The organism is Acuticoccus kandeliae, assembly GCF_003073115.1.
This window is the reverse complement of record NZ_QBBV01000004.1, coordinates 686,737-706,484: the sequence shown is the minus strand read 5'-3', so window position 1 is coordinate 706,484 and position 19,748 is coordinate 686,737. Positions and strand designations below refer to the sequence as shown.

At 69.1% G+C, this 19,748-nt stretch carries 19 protein-coding genes and 1 riboswitch; of the genes, 16 read left to right on the top strand and 3 right to left on the bottom strand.

Features of this window, described 5'->3' with window-relative positions; translation table 11 throughout:
* Nucleotides 1-119: 119 nt before the first annotated feature.
* Both DBV35_RS26385 and DBV35_RS26380 read left to right on the top strand, forming a co-directional pair.
* Nucleotides 120-1,721 carry a D-alanyl-D-alanine carboxypeptidase family protein gene (locus DBV35_RS26385; RefSeq protein WP_108663356.1) on the top strand — a complete coding sequence of 534 codons (1,602 nt, stop codon included), beginning with the start codon at nucleotides 120-122 and terminating at the stop codon, nucleotides 1,719-1,721.
* A 57-nt stretch (nucleotides 1,722-1,778) separates the two neighbouring features.
* Nucleotides 1,779-2,237, top strand: coding sequence for a YraN family protein (locus DBV35_RS26380; protein ID WP_108663355.1), 459 nt, complete (start codon nucleotides 1,779-1,781; stop codon nucleotides 2,235-2,237).
* Nucleotides 2,238-2,579: 342 nt separating this feature from the next.
* On the opposite strand, the gene rnhA is transcribed toward DBV35_RS26380, so the two are convergent.
* The 3 genes from rnhA to ispH all read right to left on the bottom strand — a co-directional run bounded on the left by rnhA (nucleotide 2,580) and on the right by ispH (nucleotide 5,075).
* Nucleotides 2,580-3,014, bottom strand: coding sequence for a ribonuclease HI (gene rnhA / locus DBV35_RS26375; RefSeq protein ID WP_108663354.1), 435 nt, complete (start codon nucleotides 3,012-3,014; stop codon nucleotides 2,580-2,582).
* Between the two features lie 89 nt (nucleotides 3,015-3,103).
* Complete coding sequence (thrB, locus tag DBV35_RS26370) at nucleotides 3,104-4,069, bottom strand: homoserine kinase (protein ID WP_108663353.1); 966 nt, start codon at nucleotides 4,067-4,069, stop codon at nucleotides 3,104-3,106.
* Between the two features lie 13 nt (nucleotides 4,070-4,082).
* Nucleotides 4,083-5,075 (bottom strand): 4-hydroxy-3-methylbut-2-enyl diphosphate reductase, encoded by a 993-nt coding sequence (ispH, locus tag DBV35_RS26365; RefSeq protein WP_108663488.1) that lies wholly within the window; start codon nucleotides 5,073-5,075, stop codon nucleotides 4,083-4,085.
* Between the two features lie 123 nt (nucleotides 5,076-5,198).
* Between ispH and DBV35_RS26360 the strand changes: the two genes are divergently transcribed.
* The 14 genes from DBV35_RS26360 to infB all read left to right on the top strand — a co-directional run bounded on the left by DBV35_RS26360 (nucleotide 5,199) and on the right by infB (nucleotide 19,718).
* Nucleotides 5,199-5,756: a hypothetical protein gene (locus tag DBV35_RS26360; protein WP_157961998.1), complete on the top strand. Its 558-nt coding sequence runs from the start codon at nucleotides 5,199-5,201 to the stop codon at nucleotides 5,754-5,756.
* A gap of 91 nt (nucleotides 5,757-5,847) precedes the next feature.
* A riboswitch (glycine riboswitch) is annotated at nucleotides 5,848-5,935 on the top strand.
* Nucleotides 5,936-6,078: 143 nt separating this feature from the next.
* Complete coding sequence (gene gcvT, locus DBV35_RS26355; protein ID WP_245944106.1) at nucleotides 6,079-7,227, top strand: glycine cleavage system aminomethyltransferase GcvT; 1,149 nt, start codon at nucleotides 6,079-6,081, stop codon at nucleotides 7,225-7,227.
* Nucleotides 7,228-7,230: 3 nt separating this feature from the next.
* Entirely contained in the window at nucleotides 7,231-7,602 is a 372-nt protein-coding gene (gene gcvH, locus DBV35_RS26350; protein ID WP_108663351.1) for a glycine cleavage system protein GcvH, read from the top strand.
* Nucleotides 7,599-8,045: an NUDIX domain-containing protein gene (locus tag DBV35_RS26345; protein ID WP_108663350.1), complete on the top strand. Its 447-nt coding sequence runs from the start codon at nucleotides 7,599-7,601 to the stop codon at nucleotides 8,043-8,045. The genes gcvH and DBV35_RS26345 overlap by 4 nt, the downstream gene beginning before the upstream one ends.
* Before the next feature lie 74 nt (nucleotides 8,046-8,119).
* On the top strand, nucleotides 8,120-9,451 hold the full coding sequence (gene gcvPA, locus DBV35_RS26340) for an aminomethyl-transferring glycine dehydrogenase subunit GcvPA (RefSeq protein ID WP_108663349.1): 1,332 nt from the start codon (nucleotides 8,120-8,122) through the stop codon (nucleotides 9,449-9,451).
* A complete protein-coding gene (gene gcvPB, locus DBV35_RS26335) occupies nucleotides 9,448-10,950 on the top strand; it encodes an aminomethyl-transferring glycine dehydrogenase subunit GcvPB (RefSeq protein WP_108663348.1) in 1,503 nt (500 codons plus the stop codon). The genes gcvPA and gcvPB overlap by 4 nt, the downstream gene beginning before the upstream one ends.
* 126 nt (nucleotides 10,951-11,076) lie before the next feature.
* Nucleotides 11,077-11,850 (top strand): SDR family NAD(P)-dependent oxidoreductase, encoded by a 774-nt coding sequence (locus tag DBV35_RS26330; RefSeq protein WP_157961997.1) that lies wholly within the window; start codon nucleotides 11,077-11,079, stop codon nucleotides 11,848-11,850.
* A 93-nt stretch (nucleotides 11,851-11,943) separates the two neighbouring features.
* Complete coding sequence (locus tag DBV35_RS26325) at nucleotides 11,944-12,474, top strand: pyridoxamine 5'-phosphate oxidase family protein (RefSeq protein WP_157961996.1); 531 nt, start codon at nucleotides 11,944-11,946, stop codon at nucleotides 12,472-12,474.
* A gap of 48 nt (nucleotides 12,475-12,522) precedes the next feature.
* On the top strand, nucleotides 12,523-13,092 hold the full coding sequence (locus DBV35_RS26320; RefSeq protein ID WP_205648879.1) for a glutathione peroxidase: 570 nt from the start codon (nucleotides 12,523-12,525) through the stop codon (nucleotides 13,090-13,092).
* Complete coding sequence (locus DBV35_RS26315; protein WP_108663345.1) at nucleotides 13,092-13,631, top strand: RNA pyrophosphohydrolase; 540 nt, start codon at nucleotides 13,092-13,094, stop codon at nucleotides 13,629-13,631. The genes DBV35_RS26320 and DBV35_RS26315 overlap by 1 nt, the downstream gene beginning before the upstream one ends.
* Before the next feature lie 118 nt (nucleotides 13,632-13,749).
* Nucleotides 13,750-14,298: a ribosome maturation factor RimP gene (rimP, locus tag DBV35_RS26310; RefSeq protein ID WP_342752400.1), complete on the top strand. Its 549-nt coding sequence runs from the start codon at nucleotides 13,750-13,752 to the stop codon at nucleotides 14,296-14,298.
* A 73-nt stretch (nucleotides 14,299-14,371) separates the two neighbouring features.
* Nucleotides 14,372-15,997 carry a transcription termination factor NusA gene (nusA, locus tag DBV35_RS26305; protein ID WP_108663344.1) on the top strand — a complete coding sequence of 542 codons (1,626 nt, stop codon included), beginning with the start codon at nucleotides 14,372-14,374 and terminating at the stop codon, nucleotides 15,995-15,997.
* Nucleotides 15,991-16,665: an RNA-binding protein gene (locus DBV35_RS26300; protein WP_108663343.1), complete on the top strand. Its 675-nt coding sequence runs from the start codon at nucleotides 15,991-15,993 to the stop codon at nucleotides 16,663-16,665. Before nusA ends, DBV35_RS26300 begins: the two co-directional genes overlap by 7 nt.
* Nucleotides 16,662-19,718, top strand: a complete 3,057-nt coding sequence (gene infB, locus DBV35_RS26295; RefSeq protein ID WP_108663342.1) for a translation initiation factor IF-2 — start codon at nucleotides 16,662-16,664, stop codon at nucleotides 19,716-19,718. The genes DBV35_RS26300 and infB overlap by 4 nt, the downstream gene beginning before the upstream one ends.
* Nucleotides 19,719-19,748: the final 30 nt, after the last annotated feature.

Genomic DNA, 19,748 nt, shown 5'->3' with positions numbered 1-19,748 from the left:
CGGCATTGCGCACCGCGCCCGGATCGAACACGCTCGCAGTGTGACCCGAGAGTGGAGGCGACGGTTTGCTGATTCGCCACAAATTCATTTGGAGCGTCCTGGGAGTCTGCGCGTCGCTGATGGCCGCGGCGCCCGCGCGCGCCGAGGTCGGCGCCTATCTCCTGTTCGACATGGACGATGGCACGGTGCTCGCGGCTCACGAGGCGACGACGCCCTGGTACCCGGCCTCGATCACGAAGCTGATGACGGCCTATGTCACCTTCCAGGCGATCGCGGACGGGCGCCTCGCGATGACATCGCCGGTGAAGATCTCGCCCCAGGCCTTCCAGCAGCCACCGAGCCGGATGGGCTTCTCGGTCGGCACGGTCATCACCGTCGAGACGGCGCTGCGCATCATCCTGACGAAGTCGGCGAACGACGTGTCGGTGGCGCTCGCCGAAGCGGTGGGCGGCACCCAGACCGGCTTCGTCGAGCGGATGAACGCGACCGCGGCCAAGCTCGACATGGCGACGAGCCAGTTCGACAATCCGCACGGGCTGCCGAACACCAAGCAGATCACGAGCGCGCGCGACATCGCCCTCCTGATGATGGCGCTGCAGCGCGACTTTCCGGACTATGCCGACTTCTTCTCGATGGGCGGGGTGCAGCTCGGCAACAAGCTGCTCACGAACCACAATGCCCTCATCCGCCGCTTTCCGGGCGCGGACGGGATGAAGACGGGCTTCATCTGCGCCTCCGGCTTCAATCTCGCGGCGAGCGCGACGCGGGACGGCAAGCGCCTCGGGGCGGTGGTCCTCGGCGGCCTCACCTCGCACGAGCGCGATCAGCGCACGGCCGAGCTCCTGGAGAAGGGGTTCGAGGCGGTGAAGAATGGCGGCGTGGTGGCGCTCGACGGGTTCGACGATCTCGGCGCGACCTTGTCCCTCGCCCCGGTCGCGGGGGAGCGGGCCCCGATGGGGCTCGTCGCGGCGCTCGAGGTCGACCCGGAGGTGGCCGTCGCCGACCGCCAGAGCGAGGTCTGCGGCGCGAAGCGGCCCGCGACGCGCTATGACGAGGGGACGGTGGCGACCCGCGGGGAGGTGGAGGCGCAGCGCGTCGCGCTCCTCGCCTATCAGGGGAAGGTGGCCGCGCAGGAATCGGGCAAGGCGAAGATCCTCGCCGAGCCGCGCATCCTCCCGGGGACCGAACTCGAGGCGGGCTCGGCCGAATCGGACGATCTCGCCCTGTCGCCGCCCCCGAGCCGCGCCTTCGCCGAGGTGGAGCTCCTGCTCGACGGCTGGGAGAGCGGTCACCCCGGCGCGTCCCCGGTGCGCCACCCGAACCGCGCGGCGGTCGCGACGGTGGAGGTCGCCTCGGGCCCGGTGACGATCAGCGATTTCGCCCCGTCCGACTGGATCCCGTCCCCCGCGCGCCCGCACGCGAACCCGTTCGAGGTGGCGGACCTGCGCGCCCCGCCAGGCGCCCGCCCGCCGGCCCTCCCGCTCTCGTATCTGGGTCCCTCCCGCGCGATCACCCCGATCCCGATCGCGATCGGCGGGGCGGACGAAGCGCGCCCCGACCCGCTCTCGGGCCAGATCGTCGGCGGCGGCCCGGCCCCGATGCCCCGCGTGAAGCCGCCGCGCCTCGTGACCCTCTTCAACGAGGAGGAGACCCCGACCGACCCCGACCTCCTCATCCGCCACGCGGCGGAGGTGCGCGGCACGGTGGCGCGGAGCGAATAGGGACTTGTGGCGGCGGTGGAATTGATGCATCCTTAGATTGCGGTATCGGAGGGTGCGATGTTTCGTGATCTGCTCGATTGCCCGGCAGTGGCCGGGTCCCGACCACAACCCAAGCGTCAGGGCGCCGGGCGCAGCCCCGCGGAACGCCGGCGCTCTCACGCCTTCGGGATGGAGGCGGAGGGCTCGGTCGCGCGCTATCTGCACGCCGGCGGATATCACGTCATCGGCCAGCGTCGCCGCACGCGCTCCGCAGAGGTCGACCTCGTGGCCGTGCGGGACGACATGGTCGCCTTCGTCGAGGTGAAGGCGCGCAAGCGCGGCTGGGATGGTCTGGAGGCGGTGAATCTCTCCAAGCAGCGGCGGCTGAGCCGCGCCGCCAGCGAATGGCTCGCCGAGAATCCAGCCTATGCCGGGCACACCTTGCGCTTCGACATCGCGCTCGTGTGGCCGGGGGCGCGGATGGAATATCTGGAGAACGCGTTCGAGGCCGTCGAAGAGGATGATGTCTGGCGGTAGGGCGGCCTGCCGGCCGGATCGGACGATGGAGCGCCGAAGATGCATCGATCGTCTGGTGCCGGGGGATGGCGACGAACTGTCGGCGTCGGCTTTCAGGGATAGCGGCGGGGTAGGCTTCGCACCGGCTCGGAGGAGGCGGGGCCGTGTGCCTCACGTCTCGACCCTGCTTATCCAGGAAGAACAGCGACCCCGCTGCTGCGAATTTGCACACAGCCGAAATCGCGAGGGTCTCACCCGGCGGAAACGCGTCCGGGTGGGCGCGCTTTCAGCGTTGAGAAAACTTGCGGCAGATGCGGCGACCCATCTCCAGGTGGGGGCCCCTGCGCTCAAGTGCCGCCGCGCCTACCCCTCGCCGCGCACCTGCGCGACGCCCTGGCGGGCAAGCTCGTCGGCGCGTTCGTTTTCCGGGTGGCCGGCGTGGCCCTTCACCCAGTGCCAGTGGAGGTCGTGCTTGGTGGCAAGGTCCGAGAGGGCCATCCACAGGTCTGCGTTCTTCACGGGCTTCTTCGCGGCCGTCTGCCAGTTGTTGCGCTTCCAGTTGCGCAACCACTCGGTGATGCCCTGCCGGACATATTGGGAGTCGGTGTAGATGTCGGCGCTGACGGGCCGCTTCAGAGCCTCCAGCGCGCGGATCGCGGCCGTGAGCTCCATGCGGTTGTTCGTCGTGTGCGCCTCGCCGCCGAAGAGCTCCCGCTTGTGGTCGCCATAGGCGAGGATCGCGCCCCAACCGCCGGGGCCCGGATTCCCGCTGCACGCGCCGTCCGTGTAGATCGTCACCCGACCCGCGCCCGCGCCTGCGCCTGCGCCCGCCGCCCCGCGCCGGCCGCCCGCGGCGCCCGGCGTCGCATCCCCTTCTCCGCCCCCGCTCAAAAGTCGATGCCGTATTCGCTCGACGCGCGGACGCGGCGGTGAAAGCGGAGCCGCTCGTAGTAGGGCTTCGGGTCCTTCGGCGTGACGAGCGCGTTCTCCGGCACGCGCAGCCAGTCGTGGAGGCGCGTCAGGCAAAAGCGCAGCGCCGCCCCGCGGCACAGGATCGGCAGCGCCGCCTTCTCCTCGCGCGACAGATGGCGCACCGCCTCGTAGCCGGTCGTCATCGCGTGCGCCTTCGTCACATTGAAGGCGCCGTCATCCTCGAAGCACCAGGCGTTGAGGCAGATGGCGAGGTCGTAGACGAGAATGTCGTTGCAGGCGAAATAGAAGTCGATGAAGCCCGACAGCGCCCGCCCGACATAGAAGACGTTGTCGGGGAAGAGGTCGGCGTGGATGACGCCGGTCGCGAGCGTGTCGGGCCACTCGGCCGCGAGCGTCGCGAGCTCGTCGTCGATCAGCGCCGTCATGCCGGGGATCACGCCGTCGGCCGCCTCGCGCGACTGCGCGAAGAGGGGAGCCCACGAGGCGACGCCGAGCGCGTTCGCGCGGCGCATGCCGAAATCCTCGGTGGCAATGTGGAGGGCGGCGAGACCGCGTCCGAGCTCGGCGCAATGGGCCGGGGAGGGGCGGTGGCAGGCGATGCCGTCGAGGAAGGTGACCATCGCCGCGTGGCGCCCGCACAGCGTCGAGAGCAGCGCGCCGTCGCGCCGGCGGATCGGCTGCGGCGTCGACAGCCCCTTCGCCGCGCAATGCTCCATCAGCTTCAGGAAGAAGGGCAGGTCCGCCACCTCCACCCGCTGCTCGTAGAGCGTCAGGATGAAGGTGCCCTTCGTCGTGCGCAGGAGATAGTTCGTGTTCTCCACCCCCTCCGCGATGCCCTTGGCCGAGAGGAGGTCGCCGACATCGTAGTCGGCGAGGAAGGCGACGAGGGATTCGTCGTCGACCGTCGTATAGACCGCCATGAGTGTGAGCCGATCAGGAGGTTGCGAGCGCCTTTTCGGCGGCGGGCGGGTTGGCCGGCTCGCGCAGCGGGCGGGGGAGGGGGAAGGAGATCGTCTCGTCGGCGATGCGCCGCGTTTCGATCGACAGCGAGAAGCGCGCCGCGAACGCCTCGAGGATCTCCTCCACGAGGGTCTCGGGCGCGGAGGCGCCGGCGCTGATGCCGAGCGTCCTGATGCCTGCGAAGGCGGCGACATCGATGTCCCGCGCGCGCTGGATGAGGACCGAGCGCGTGCAGCCGCTCGACACCGCGACCTCCCGCAGGCGCTGCGAGTTCGACGAGTTCGGCGCGCCGACGATGATCATCGCGTCGCAGTCGCTCGCCGCCGCCTTCACCGCTTCCTGGCGGTTGGTCGTCGCGTAGCAGATGTCGTCCTTGTGGGGGGAGACGATGTCCGGGAAGCGCTCGCGCAGCGCCTCGACGATGGCGCGCGTGTCGTCCACCGAAAGGGTCGTCTGGCTGATCCAGGCGAGGTTGCCGGGATCGCGCGGCTCGAGGCGCATCACGTCGCCGACGGTCTCGATGAGGGTGACCGCGCCCTCGGGAAGCTGGCCCATGGTGCCGACCACTTCCGGATGGCCCTTGTGGCCGATGAGCACGATGTCGCGGCCGCGGCGATGGTGGATCTCAGCCTCGCGATGGACCTTCGAGACGAGCGGGCAGGTGGCGTCGAGATAGAAGAAATTGCGCGCCTCGGCGTCGGTCTTCACCTGCTTCGGGATGCCGTGGGCGGAGAAGATGACGGGGCGGTCGTCCTCCTCGATCTCGTCGAGCTCCTCGACGAAGACGGCGCCGCGCGCCTCGAGCGATTCGACCACGAATCGGTTATGGACGATCTCGTGTCGCACATAGACGGGAGCGCCGTAGCGCTGGAGCGCGAGCTCGACGATCTGGATCGCACGGTCGACGCCCGCGCAGAAACCGCGGGGCGCGCACAGGATCACCGACAGATTGGGACGCTCGCTCATCACCCCGTCGCTCCGCATTGCATTGCCCACACGCTCAGTCATAGAGGAGGGCTAGGTCGTGAAGTCAAGGATCGCCGATCGATGAGTAGCTGCGTGGCGGTGAGAAAGATGGGACGTGTCGAGTTGAGACGGGCCGGAGCGCTCGTGACGGGAATGCTGATCGCGGGGCTTCTCGCCGGGTGCAACAGCACCCCGGCCCCCGAAGCGGCGAGCAACGAGCCGGCCGAGACCGCGCTCGGACAATTCTTCAGAGGAACCACCGCCGAACCGACGACGATTGATCCCGAGCTGACGATGGCGCCGGTCGTGTGCCCGTCGGTGCGGGTCCTGCAGGACACCGAGGTCATCCGCCGCGATGACGGCTCGGAGAAGCCGGAGGGGCTGCGCTGGCAGGCGAGCATCGTGCGCACGGCGCGCGAGTGCGAGCGCGGGACGGGCGAGGCGGTGACGGTGCGCGTCGGCGCCTCGGGCCGGATCGTGACCGGGCCGAAGGGCGCGCCGCAGGTCGTGGAGCTGCCGCTGCGCGTCGCCGTGCGTGAGGGCGAGACGGTGACCTATAGCCGCGTCCACAATGTGCGCGTGACGATGTCCGGCGCCTCCCAGTCCTGGGCCTTCGTCGACGGCCCGATCCCCGTCGCCGACCCCCGCTCGGCGCAGATCGTGGTCGGCTTCGACAGCTGATCGCGGCTCGGCAGGGCGCGATCCGGCTTGGGATCGCGCCACTTTCGCGGCCTGTGCGTCTTGACAGGAGGCCGCGGCTTCATACTCTGAAGGGGCCTACGCGGGAGAGACCGCCTTCTTGGCGGCGCCGAAGGAGCAACGGCCCGGAAACTCTCAGGCAAAAGGACCGCGTGTGCTGAGACATTCTGGAAAGCGGCGTCTATCGGGGCGCCCACCGAAGGAGTAGCTGCGGGGCAACCCGCGGGAAATCTCTCAGGTGCCATGACAGAAGGGCAGTGTGCGGCATCCGCTGCGCACGGTCAGTCATGGGCTTGGAGGATGCGTGGCACATCCCACGGACGACGCGAACATTGAATCCGGCGCCGAGGCGCTGAAGACGACGCCGCTCACCGAGAGCCACAAGGCTGCCGGTGCGCGCATGGTGCCCTTCGCCGGCTACCTGATGCCGCTCCAATATGCGGGCATCGTCGCCGAGCATAAGGCGACGCGCGAGAGCGCCGGCCTCTTCGACGTGTCCCATATGGGCCAGCTCCGCCTCACGGAGAAACGCCCCGGCGCGGCCGTCGCATGGCTCGAGCGGCTGACCCCGTCCGATATCGGCGGTCTCGCCGACGGTCAGGCGCGGTACACCGTCCTCACCAACGAGGCCGGCGGCGTCGTCGACGATCTCATCATCACCCGCATGGGCGAGGGCTTCCGCCTCGTCGTGAACGGCGCGCGCCGCGCGGCGGTGGCGGACCATTTCGCCCGCTACGCCGATCCGGACGTCGTCGTCGAGCCGCTCGACCGCGCGCTGATCGCGCTGCAGGGGCCGGCCGCCGAGGCGGTGCTCGCGCCCCATGTCGCGGCGCCCATCGCCGATCTCGACTTCATGCACGCCGTCGAGACGACCGCCTTCGGCGTCGACGCGATGGTCTCGCGCTGCGGCTATACCGGCGAGGACGGGTTCGAGGTCTCGCTGCCGAATGAGGCGGCCGCGGGGGCCTGGGCGGCGCTCGTCGGCGACGAGCGCGTCAGCCCGGTCGGCCTCGGCGCGCGCGACACGCTGCGCCTCGAAGCCGGGCTCTGCCTCTACGGCCAGGATCTCAACGAGGAGATCAGCCCGATTGAGGCCGCGCTCCTGTGGATCATCCCGAAGCGGCGGCGCGGCGAGGGCGGTTTCCTCGGCGACCAGCGCATCCTGAAGGAAATCGCCGAAGGGCCGCAGAAATTGCGCGTCGGCCTCGCCGTCGAGGGCCGCGTGCCGGTGCGCGCCGGCGCCCCGATCGAGATCGACGGCGCTCCGGCCGGCACGGTCTCCTCGGGCGGTGTCGGCCCGACGGTCGGCGCGCCGATCGCCATGGGTTTCATCGACCGCGAGCACGCCGCGATCGGCACGCGCCTTGCCGCCATCGTGCGGGGCAAGGGCGTCGACATCTCCGTCGCCAAGCTCCCCTTCCTGGCCTCCCGCACCAAACGCAAGGGCAAATAATTCATGAAGCGCTTCACCAAAGACCACGAATGGGTCGAACTCGACGGTGACATCCTGACCGTCGGCATCACGGACCACGCGCAGGACGCGCTCGGCGACATCACCTTCGTCGAGCTGCCCGAGGCCGGTCGCGCGCTGTCGGCGGGCGAGGCGTTCGCGGTGGTGGAGAGCGTGAAGGCGGCGTCCGACGTCTATGCGCCCGTCGCGGGCGAGGTCGCCGAGGCCAATGCCGCGCTCGACGAGAAGCCCGAGCTCGTCAACGAGTCGGCCGAGAGCGACGGCTGGTTCATCAAGCTGAAGGTCGAGGATGCGGCCGCGATCGAGGCGCTGATGGACCGGGCCGCCTACGACGCCTTCCTCAAGACCATCGAATGAGTTCGCCGCGTCTCGCCGCCCGCGCCGTGATCGTCGAGGAGGGCAGGCTGTTGCTGGTCAACGCCTATCCCGACGGTCGCAGCGATCTGTGGTGTGCCCCGGGGGGCGGCGTGACGCGTGGAACCGACCTGCCGACCAACCTCGCGCGCGAGGTGGCCGAAGAGACCGGACTTGTGATCGAGGTGGGGCCGCTGGTCCTCCTCAACGAGTTCCACAACCCGGCCGACGGCTTCCACCAGGTCGACCTCTTCTTCCGGGCGCGCGTTATCGGCGGCGGGCTCGATCCGGCCTGGATCGACCCGGAGGCCGTCGTCACCCTGCGCCGCTTCTTCACCGAGGCCGAGATGGCGGGCATCCGCGTGAAGCCCGACAGCCTCGCCCGCGTGGCGTTCCACCCCGTCGAGGGCGTCATCTATGACGGCCTCGAAGAGCTCGTCACTTAAAGCCTGGCGCCAGGCCGCGCGCGAGACGCGCCGGGACCACGGCCCTTTGTCACCCGCCCAGCGAAGGACGGATCATGCGATACCACCCGCTCACTCCCGACGATCGCGCGCTGATGCTGTCGCGCATCGGCGTCGCCTCGATCGACGATTTGTTCGTGGACGTCCCGAAGGGGCGGCTCATCGAGGGGCTCGTCGATCTGCCGAAAGGGCAGACCGAGCTGTCGGTCGAGCGCACGCTCGCCAAGATGGCGCGGAAGAACCGTGCGGCGGGAGACGGGCCGTTCTTCGTCGGGGCGGGGGCCTATCGCCACCACGTCCCGGCGAGCGTCGACCATCTCATCCAGCGCTCCGAGTTCCTGACCTCCTACACGCCCTACCAGGCCGAGATCAGCCAGGGGACGCTCCAGGTCCTCTTCGAGTTCCAGACGCAGGTCGCGCGCCTCACCGGCATGGAGGTGGCGAACGCCTCCATGTATGACGGCTCCACCGCCGCCGCCGAGGCCGTGATGATGGCTGCGCGCCTCACCCGGCGCGGCCGCGCCATCGTCGCCGGCGGCGTCCACCCGCAATATCGCGACGTGATCGAGACGGTCTCCGTCGGCGTCGAGATCGAGGCGATGCCGGCCGATCCGACCGCCGCCGAGGATGTCGCGACGCGCATCGACGAGACCGTCGCGTGCGTCGTCGTCCAATCGCCCTCCTTCTATGGCCACATCCTCGACCTGAAGCCGATCGCGGAGGCGTGCCACAAGGCGGGCGCGCTCCTCGTCGCCTGCTTCACCGAGGTGGTGGCGCTCGGCGCGATCGAGGCGCCGGGCGCGCAGGGCGCCGACATCGTCGTCGGCGAGGGCCAGTCGATCGGCAACCCGCTCACCTTCGGCGGCCCCTATGTCGGCCTCTTCGCCGGCCTCAAGAAGCACGTGCGCCAGATGCCGGGTCGCCTCGCGGGCGAGACGCTCGATGCCGACGGCCAGCGCGGCTACACGCTGACGCTCAACACGCGCGAGCAGCACATCCGCCGCGACAAGGCGACCTCGAACATCTGCACCAATTCGGGGCTGTGCTCGGTCGCCTTCACGATCCACATGACGCTGCTCGGCGAGACCGGCCTCACGCGTCTTGCGCGGCTGAACCACGCCCGCGCCATCGCGACGGCCGACGCGCTCGCGCGGGTGCCGGGCGTCACCGTGCTCAACAAGAGCTTCTTCAACGAGTTCACCATCAAGGTGAAGGGCGACGCGCACACCGTGATCGAGAAGCTCGCCGCGCGCGACGTTCTCGGCGGCGTGCCCGTGTCCCGCCTCGACCCGAAGGCGCCGGGCGACCTGATCGTGGTCGCCGCCACCGAACTCACCACCGACGACGATATCGGCGCCTACGCCGCGACCCTGGGAGACGTGCTGTGACCTTCACCGGAAACAAGGCCCTCGCCCTCTCCGAGCCGCTGATCTTCGAGATCGGCCGGCGCGAGGTCACGGGCGTCGACATCGAGGACGCGGGCACCTTCGAGGATCGCCTCGGCGGCCAGGCGCGCACCACGCCGATCGACCTGCCGGGCCTCTCCGAGCCCGAGACGATGCGCCATTTCGTGCGCCTCTCGCGCCAGAATTACGCGATCGACATGGGCCTCTACCCGCTCGGCTCGTGCACGATGAAGCACAACCCGCGCCTCAACGAGAAGATGGCCCGCCTGCCGGGCTTCGCCGACATCCACCCGCTGCAGCCGCTCTCCACCGTGCCGGGCGCGCTGGAGCTGATGGGCGAGCTGTCGCGCTGGCTCCTGACGCTGACCGGGATGAAGGCCGTCGCGCTGTCGCCGAAGGCGGGGGCGCAGGGCGAGCTCGCCGGCATGATGGCGATCCGCGCCGCGCTCCGCGCGCGGGGCGAGAATCGCGGCACCGTGCTCGTGCCGGAGAGCGCGCACGGCACCAACCCCGCCACCGCCGCCGCGCTCGGCTACCGCGTGAAGGCGGTGAAGGCGCGCGAGGACGGGACCGTCTCGGTCGAGGCGGTGCGCGAGGCGCTCGACAGCGACGTCGCCGCGATCATGCTGACCAACCCCAACACGTGCGGCCTCTTCGAACCGGAGGTGGCCGCCATCGCCGCCGCGATCCACGAGGCGGGCGCCTATTTCTACGGCGACGGGGCGAACTTCAACGCGATCGTCGGCAAGACGAAGCCGGGCGAGCTCGGCGTCGACGCGATGCACATCAACCTGCACAAGACCTTCTCGACCCCGCACGGCGGCGGCGGGCCGGGCGCGGGTCCGGTGGTGCTGTCGGAGCGGCTCGCGGCCTATGCGCCGGTGCCGTTCCTGCGCGAGGACGGCACGCTCGTGGAGCGGACGGACCAGTGCGAGGCGGAGGAGCTGCCGTTCGGCCGCCTCGTCGCCTTCCACGGCCAGATGGGCATGTATGTGCGCGCGCTCTCCTACATGCTGGCGCACGGCTCGGACGGGCTGCGCCAGGCCTCGGAGGACGCCGTGCTCGCGGCGAACTACATCAAGGCCCAGCTCGCGGACGTGATGACCGTCTCCTTCCCGGACCGCCCGTCGATGCACGAGGTGCTCTTCGACGACCGCTTCCTGAAGGGCTCCGGCGTGACCACCCTCGATTTCGCCAAGGCGATGATCGACGAGGGCTACCACCCGATGACGATGTACTTCCCGCTGGTGGTGCCGGGGGCGATGCTGATCGAGCCGACCGAGTCCGAATCGCTCGCCTCTCTCGACCTCTTCATCGCGACGCTGCGCGACCTCGCCAAGAGCGCGCGGGAAGGGGACACGGAGCGCTTCACCGAGGCGCCCCGCTACGCCCCGCGCCGGCGGCTCGACGAGACGCGCGGCGCGCGCAAGCCGATCCTCACCTACGAGGCGCCGTCGGACTTCCAGGAAGCCGCCGAATAGGCCAACAGTGCCGGGAGCGTCACGACGGCGCTCCCGGTCGACAAATCGCGGCAGAGGCGTATGTCATATTGCATGATTGAAGATCGCCTCCGAGAGAGACTGAAGCGCACGCCGCGCGAGCCCGCGATGTGTGCGCTCGTGACGGGCGCGACCGGCGGCATCGGCGAGGCGTTCGCCCGTGCCCTCGCCCCCACCACCAAGCTGATCCTGACCGGCCGTGACGAGGCGCGCCTTGCCGCGCTGAAGGACGAGTTCGGCCCGCAGACCGAGATCGTCTCGGCCGACCTCCTGACCGAGGAGGGGATCGGCGCGGTCGCCGCGACAGCCGATTCGCTGGGGTGCGACCTCCTCATCAACAATGCCGGGGTCGGCGATTACGGCAATTTTCTCGACGTCGATTTCGAGAAGCACCGCGCCACGCTGCGCATCGACAACGAGGCCGTGCTCGCCCTCATCCACCGCATCGTGCCGGGGATGATCGAGCGGGCGGAGGCGTCCGGACGCCGCGCGGGGGTTATCAACGTCGCCTCCTCGCTCGCCTTCTTCCCGGTGCCGACCTTCGCGACCTACGCGGCGTCGAAGGCGTTCGTGCTCTCCTTCTCCGAATCGCTCTCGGCCGAACTCGCCGACGCGCCGATCGACATTCTCGTCTCCTGCCCCGGCGCGGTGAAGACCGAGTTCGGCGCCCGCGCGGGCTATCGTGGGGCCGCGATCCCCGGCGCGATGTCGGCCGAGAAGGTGGCGAGCGCCACGCTCGCCGCGCTCGGGCGGCAGCGGACCGTGGTGATCGGCCCGGTCTCGGCCGCCGCCTTCGGCCCGGTCGCGCTCGCCCGTTCGATGTTCGGCCAGGCCTTCATGCGTGCCGCGCAGGTGATGGACCGGGTTCAGACGCGTGGCTGAGGGCCGGTCGGGGCGGGGGATCCCGCGTCCCTGATGGCTCTTTCGACCATCCCTCCCGCCGATCTCGACGCGGTGGAGGAGGCGGCCTGGGAAATGCTCGCCGCCGGAGCCGCGACGCGCAACCATCCCTTCCGCCAAGGCACGCTCGCGACCCTTTCGCCGGACGGGCTGCCATCGGCGCGCACGGTGATCCTGCGCGGGGCGGACCGGGGCGCGCGGGCGCTCGTCGCCTACACCGACGCCCGCTCGCCGAAATGTGAGGAGCTGCGGCTTAACGTGCACCTCACGCTCGTGTTCTACGATCACGGGGCGAAGACGCAGCTCGTGGTGGCCGGGACGGCGACGCTCCATGCCGGGGACGAGGTGGCGGCGGCGCACTGGGCGGGCATGGCCGAGGCGAGCAAGCTCTGCTATCGGCAGCCGGTCGGACCGGGCATCCTTCTTGCATCACCCGATGATGCGGAGGAGGGAGGCCTTCTGACGGACGCGGCCGGTTATTCCCACTTTGTGGTGATTTCGGTTTGCGTGCATCACGTTGATTGGCTTTATCTTGCCGCCGCGGGCAATCGGCGGGCGCGGATCGCCTATAAACCGGTCCCGGCGGCGAGTTGGGTGGCCCCCTGAGCGGGCGAAGGAGCGCGGATGGTCGGAGTGGCGGCAGGTGTGATGCGAATGGTCGCGATGACGGCTGCGGCGGCGGCGGTGGGCGGCTTCGCCCTCGCGGCGAAAGGGCGTGCTGAGAGCGCGCCGCCGGTGGCCTGGCCGACGATGCAGCTGGTCTCGATTGATGGCGCGGTGATCGATACGTCCGCTTACGAAGGGCGTGTGGTTCTCCTCGTCAACACGGCCTCGCGCTGCGCGTTCACCCCGCAATATGAGGGCCTGGAGGCCCTGTGGCAGGACCATCAGCGGGCGGGCCTCACCGTGATCGGCGTGCCGTCCAACGATTTCGGCGGGCAGGAACCGGGCGACAATGCGGCGATCGCGAATTTCTGCTCCTCCAAATATCACGTGACCTTCCCGATGCTGGAGAAGGCCACCGTCACCGGGAAGAGCCCGCACCCGCTCTTCGCCTGGGCGCGGCGTGCGGGCGGCAAGCTCGCGGTGCCGGCGTGGAACTTCCACAAGATCCTGATCGGGCGGGACGGCAAGTTCGTCGCCGCCTTCCCGTCCTACGTCTCGCCACGCTCGCCACAGGTGATGGGCGCGGTCGAGCGTGCGCTCGCGACGCCAGCCTTCTGATGAGCGAGATCGTCCGCCAGCGGCCCGGCAAGGGCTATCGTCCGTGTGTCGGCATCGCCCTCTTCAACGCGGAGGGGCGTGTCTTCCTCGGCAAGCGTTCCTCGCGCGGGGTGGTGCCGAAATTCTCCTGGCAGATGCCGCAGGGCGGGGTCGATCACGGCGAATCGCCGATCGAGGCCGCGACGCGCGAGCTTTACGAGGAGACGAGCATCCGCTCCGTCACCCTCCTCGGCGAGGTGGAGGGCTGGCTCCACTATGACCTGCCGAAGGACCTCGCCGTCTGGCGCGGCCGCTTCCGCGGGCAGGCGCAGCGCTGGTTCGCCTTCCGCTTCGAGGGGCACGAGGACGAGATCAACGTCGTCGAGCCGCCGGACGGGCACCATTCCGAGTTTTCCCGCTGGAAATGGGAAGAGCTCGACAAGACGCCGGAGGTGGTCGTCCCGTTCAAGCGGGCCGTCTACGAGCACGTCGTGGAGGCCTTCGCGCCCTACGCACTTCCGCTGCGGCCCTTGCGCGATGTCGCCTCAGGGGCTATGTAGGCGCCACACTCAGGATTGTGCGGTGACATTCCGGGTTGGCGCTGCCCCAGCGCCGGCCTAATCGGCATTTGCGCAATCCCATCGTCCCAGTCGCGCCTTGGCGTCCATTATCGAGAGAGTGCTGTTGCTGAACGACGACCGTCTGATCACGGAAACCGGACTCGATGCGCGGGTTGCGCGCGTCGTCGCGCCGAGCCTCGACGCCTTGGGCTTCCGCTTGGTTCGCGTTCGCGTCACCGGCCAGAATGGCTGCACCGTGCAGATCATGGCCGAGCGTGAGGACGGCACCCTGACGGTCGACGATTGCGAGGCGATCAGCCACGCCATCTCTCCGGCGCTCGACGTCGACGATCCCATCGGCAAGGCGTATCATCTCGAGGTGTCCTCGCCCGGCATCGACCGTCCGCTCGTGCGCCGCGCTGATTTCGAGCGGTGGAGCGGGTTCGAGGCGAAGCTCGAGACCGCCGTTCCGATCGACGGCCGCCGCCGCTTTCGCGGCATCATCATCGGCGTCGATGGGGACACTGTCGGAATCCGGCTTCACGACCTCGGCAGCGAGACGGTATGGCTCCCGCTCGGCGAGGTTTCGGACGCGCGCCTCGTCCTCACGGACGCGCTGATCGAGCAGTCTTTGAAGGCGGGCAAGCGCAGTCAGGCGTTGAACTAGGACACGAAACAACGGCTCTGAGCCGTCGCAAAAGAGGCCGGGGCCCGAGCGCCCCGCGTAACAGGAACGTTCCATGGCAGTCAGCGCGAACAAGCTGGAGTTGTTGCAGATCGCCGATGCGGTCGCACGCGAAAAGCAGATCGACCGCGCCATCGTGATCGAAGCGATGGAAGACGCAATCCAGAAGGCGGCCCGCGCGCGCTACGGCCAGGAGACCGAGATCCGGGCCGAGATCAATCCGAAGAGCGGCGAGACGCGGCTTCAGCGCCTCCTCGCCGTGGTCGAGGAAGTCGAGAACCCGGCGACTCAGATCGCCCTCGTCGACGCGCTGGAGAAGAATCCCGAAGTGCAGGTGGGCGACTTCATCGCCGACCCGCTGCCGCCGATCGAGTTCGGCCGCGTCGCGACGCAGTCGGCGAAGCAGGTCATCGTGCAGAAGGTGCGCGAGGCCGAGCGCGACCGCCAGTTCGACGAGTTCAAGGACCGGATCGGCGAGATCATCAACGGCATCGTGAAGCGCGTCGAATACGGCAATGTGATCGTCGATCTCGGCCGTGGCGAAGCGATCGTGCGGCGCGACCAGCTCATCCCGCGCGAGGTCTTCCGCCCCGGCGACCGCATCCGCTCCTACATCATGGACGTGCGGCGCGAGCCGCGCGGGCCGCAGATCTTCCTGTCGCGCACGCATCCGCAATTCACCGCGATGCTGTTCCGCCAGGAAGTGCCGGAAATCTATGACGGCGTGATCGAGGTGAAGTCGGTCGCCCGCGACCCCGGCAGCCGCGCGAAGATCGCGGTCATCTCCAACGATTCGTCGATCGACCCGGTCGGCGCCTGCGTCGGCATGCGCGGCAGCCGCGTCCAGGCCGTCGTGCAGGAGCTGCAGGGCGAGAAGATCGACATCATCCCCTGGTCGCCGGACGCCGCCACCTTCATCGTGAACGCGCTGCAGCCGGCGGAAGTGTCCAAGGTCGTGCTCGACGAGGATTCGGAGCGCATCGAGGTCGTCGTGCCGGACGAGCAGCTTTCGCTCGCCATCGGCCGTCGCGGCCAGAATGTCCGCCTCGCCTCGCAGCTCACCGGCTGGGACATCGACATCATGACGGAGGCCGAGGAATCGGAGCGCCGTCAGAAGGAATTCCAGGAGCGCACCCAGCTCTTCGTCGACGGTCTCAATGTCGACGAGGTGGTCGGCCAGCTCCTCGCCTCGGAAGGCTTCACCTCCATGGAGGAGGTCGCCTATGTCGAGATCGACGAGATCGCCTCGATCGAAGGCTTCGACGAGGAGACCGCCGAGGAGATCCAGGCCCGCGCCCGCGAGCACCTCGAGGAGCTCGAGCGGCAGAATGACGAGGCCCGGCGCGAGCTCGGCGTCGACGACGATCTGCGCGAGGTTCCGGGCATCACGACCGCGATGATGGTCGCGCTCGGCAAGGACGACGTGAAGAATCTGGAAGATTTCGCAGGCTCGGTGCCCGACGATCTCGTCGGCTGGGTCGAGAAGCGCGGCGCGGAGACGGTCCGTCACACGGGTCCGCTCGCCGAGTTCGGCATCTCGCGCTCCGACGCCGAGCAGATGATCCTGTCCGCGCGCGTCAGCGCCGGCTGGATCACCGAGGACGACCTCGCGGGTGACGAACCCGTCGAGGGCGAGGAGGTCGACGAAGAGGGCGATCCGACCTTGGAGGGGACATCCTGAGTTCGCGCCGCACGAAACCAGCCGAGCGAACGTGTGCGCTGACCCGGCGCACAGGGGCGCCCGAGAGCATGATTCGCTTCGTGCTCGGGCCCGACGGAGACGTCGTGCCCGACGTGAAGCGGCGCCTGCCGGGGCGGGGCGTGTGGATCGACGCGACGCGTGAGTGTGTCGCGGCCGCCGTGAAGAAGCGTGCCTTCTCACGGGGCTTCAAGACGCAAGTCGAGGTGAGCGAGGATCTGCCCGACATCGTCGAGCGGCTCCTGCGTCGCTGTGCGCTCGAGCGTCTGTCGTTTGTGCAGAAATCCGGTGCGTTGATTGCCGGTTTCGAGAAGGTTCGGAGCGCGCTGCAGAGCGACGGTCCGGCCGGGCTCGTTTTCGCCTCAGATGCGGCGACGGACGGGCGTCAAAAATTGGAATCGCTTGCCAAGAAGGCTTGCGATCTCCATAACAAAGGGAACGTGATCGACCTGTTTTCTTCAGCTGAGCTGGAGAGCACGCTGGGGCGCGAACGTGTGGTTCATGTCGCACTGATGCCCTGTCGATCGAGCGAAATCTTCTTTCTGGATGCTGCGCGCTTGCGCGCCTATATGTTTGGCGTAACGCACCCCGAAAAGCATCGCGGACATCAGCCCGACGAACACGCGTTCGCAGGACCATTGGCAGTATGAGCGAAACGAACGACACCGGCGAACAGCTTGGCGGACGCAAGAAGACCTTGTCCTTGCGCCGTGGCGGTGTGGAGAAAGGCACTGTGCGTCAGAGCTTCTCCCACGGCCGCACCAAGTCGGTTGTTGTGGAGAAGAAGAAGCGCCGCGTGATGGTTCCGGGGCAGGCCCCCGAACCGACGGCGCCTCAGGCCACTGCACCGACGCCGGCTCCCGAGGCGCGCAAGGCGCCCGCCCAGAACCAGCCCGCACCGGCCCAGCCGTCGGTCGCCGCCGAGCCGGCCCCCGCGCCGGCCGCGAGCGAGCGTGCGTCCGAGCCGGCGCCCGCAGCATCGGCTCCGGCCGAGGCCGCCGCGCCGCAGGCGAGCGCCGAGGCGCGGCCCGCCGCGCCGTCGGATGCGCCTTCGCGTGAGCTGAGTGCCGACGAGCTGGCCGCCCAGGCCCTCAACATGCCGCGCCGCCCACGCGTGATCGGCATGGCAGAGGTGCGCTCGGCGCCGGCCCCCGTCGCCGACACCAACCAGCCGCGCCGCCGTTCGGCCCAGGCGTCTTCGCCGGGTCCGCGCGGTGCGCAGGCCCGCACCGGCGAGGTGCGCGAGAGCCGTGACAATCGCGACGCCCGCGAAAACCGGGATCGCGACCGTCGTGGCGGCGACCGCCCGCAGGGCAACCGCAACGAGCGTGGCGGCGGCGGCGATCGCGATCGCGACCGCAACGCCCAGCGTCGTCCTGGCGGGCCGCAGGTTCACCGCACCCTGTCGAAGGCCGAGCAGGAGGCGCGTGCCCGCGCCCTTGCAATGGCCCGCACGCAGGAAGGCGAACAGCGCCGCCGGGCCGAAGAAGAGGCCGTGCGCGAGCGCGAGGCGATCGACCAGGCGAAGCGCGACCTCGCCGAGGCCGAGCTGCGCCGCGAGCGCGAAGAAGCGCGCCGCAAGGCCGAGGAGGCTCTCGCCGCCAAGCGCGAGGCCGAGGCCGTGACGGCGGCCGCCAACCAGGCGGCCGATGCATCGGCCGCGCCGGCCGACGGCGAGCAGCGCTCGGCGACGCGTGGCGCGACCCCGGTCCGTCGCAAGACGGCGAAGGAACTTGAGGAAGACGAGGCCGCGAGCGCAAAGGCCAAGAAGGCCCGCGCGACTCCGACGAAGACCGCGGCCAAGGGCGACGACCGCCGCAAGACGAAGCTGACGATCACCACTGCGCTGGAAGACGATTCCGAGCGCGGTCGGTCGCTGGCTGCCCTGCGCCGTCGCCGTGAAAAGGAAAAGCGCGGGTCGCGTACCGGTCCGCGCGAAAAAGTTATGCGTGAAGTGACGATCCCCGACGCCATTTCCATTCAGGATCTGGCATCCCGCATGTCCGAGCGCGGTGTGGACGTGATCAAGCTCCTGATGAAGCAGGGGCAGATGCACAAGATCACGGACATCATCGACGCCGACACCGCCGAACTCGTGGCGACCGAACTTGGCCACTCGGTCAAGCGCGTCTCCGAGGCGGACGTCGAAACGGGCCTGTTCGACGAGCGCGAGATCGACCACGAGAATGCCGTGCCGCGGCCTCCGGTCGTGACCATCATGGGTCACGTCGACCACGGCAAGACGAGCCTTCTCGACGCGATCCGTCATGCCAACGTGGTGTCCGGCGAAGCCGGCGGCATCACGCAGCATATCGGCGCGTACCAGGTCGAGCTCGGCGGTCAGAAGGTCACCTTCCTCGACACGCCGGGCCACGCGGCCTTCACCCAGATGCGTGCCCGTGGCGCGAAGGCGACCGACATGGTCATCCTCGTGGTCGCGGCCGATGACGGCGTCATGCCCCAGACGGCGGAGGCGATCAGCCACGCCAAGGCGGCGGGCGTGCCGATCATCGTGGCGATCAACAAGATCGACAAGCCGGACGCGAACCCGCTGAAGGTCCGCACCGACCTCCTCCAGCACGATATCGTGGTGGAATCGATGTCGGGCGACGTGCAGGAAGTCGAAGTGTCGGCCCTCAAGGGCATCAACCTCGACAAGCTGCTCGAGGCGTGTCTCCTCCAGGCCGAAATCCTGGAGCTGAAGGCGAACCCGGACCGCGATGCGCAGGGCACCGTCGTCGAAGCCCAGCTCGACAAGGGGCGCGGCGCCGTGGCGACCGTCCTCGTCCAGCAGGGCACGCTCGAGGTGGGCGACATCATCGTCGCCGGCACCGAGTGGGGCAAGGTGCGCGCACTGGTGACCGACCAGGGCGAGCGCGTGAAGAGCGCGCCTCCGTCCATGCCGGTCGAGGTGCTCGGCCTCAATGCGACCCCCGAGGCGGGCGACCAGTTCGTGGTCGTCGACTCCGAGGCCCGCGCCCGTGAGATCACCGAGTATCGTGCCCGCCTGAAGCGCGAGACGAGCGCGGCGCCGTCGACCTCGATGTCGCTCGAGCAGATGATGACGAACCTGCAGTCGGCGGGGCTCTCCGAGTTCCCGATCGTTCTGAAGGGCGACGTCCAGGGCTCGGTCGAAGCGATCGTCGGCGCGCTGGAGAAGCTCAACACCGACGAGGTGGCGGCGCGCATCCTGCACCAGGGCGTCGGCGCGATCACCGAATCGGACGTCACCCTCGCGGCGGCGACCGGCGGCATCATCATGGGCTTCAACGTCCGCGCCAACAAGCAGGCGCGCGACGCGGCCGACCGTGCCGGTGTCGAGATCCGCTACTACTCGATCATCTACAACCTGATCGACGACGTGAAGGAAGCCATGTCCGGCATGCTGAAGCCGGAGATGCGCGAAACCTTCATCGGCTACGCCCAGATCCTGCAGGTCTTCAACATCACGAAGGTCGGCAAGGTGGCGGGTTGCCGGGTCACCGAGGGGATCGTGGAGCGCGGCGCCGGCGTGCGCCTGCTGCGCGACAACGTGGTGATCCACGAAGGCAAGCTGTCGACACTGAAGCGCTTCAAGGACGAAGTGAAGGAAGTGCCCGTCGGTCAGGAGTGCGGCATGGCGTTCGAGCGGTACGAAGACATCCGCGAGGGCGACCAGATCGAGTGCTTCCGGGTGGAGCAGATCGAGCGGAGTCTCGCCTAAATATTCGAGTGACTTGGCGGACGGCGGGCA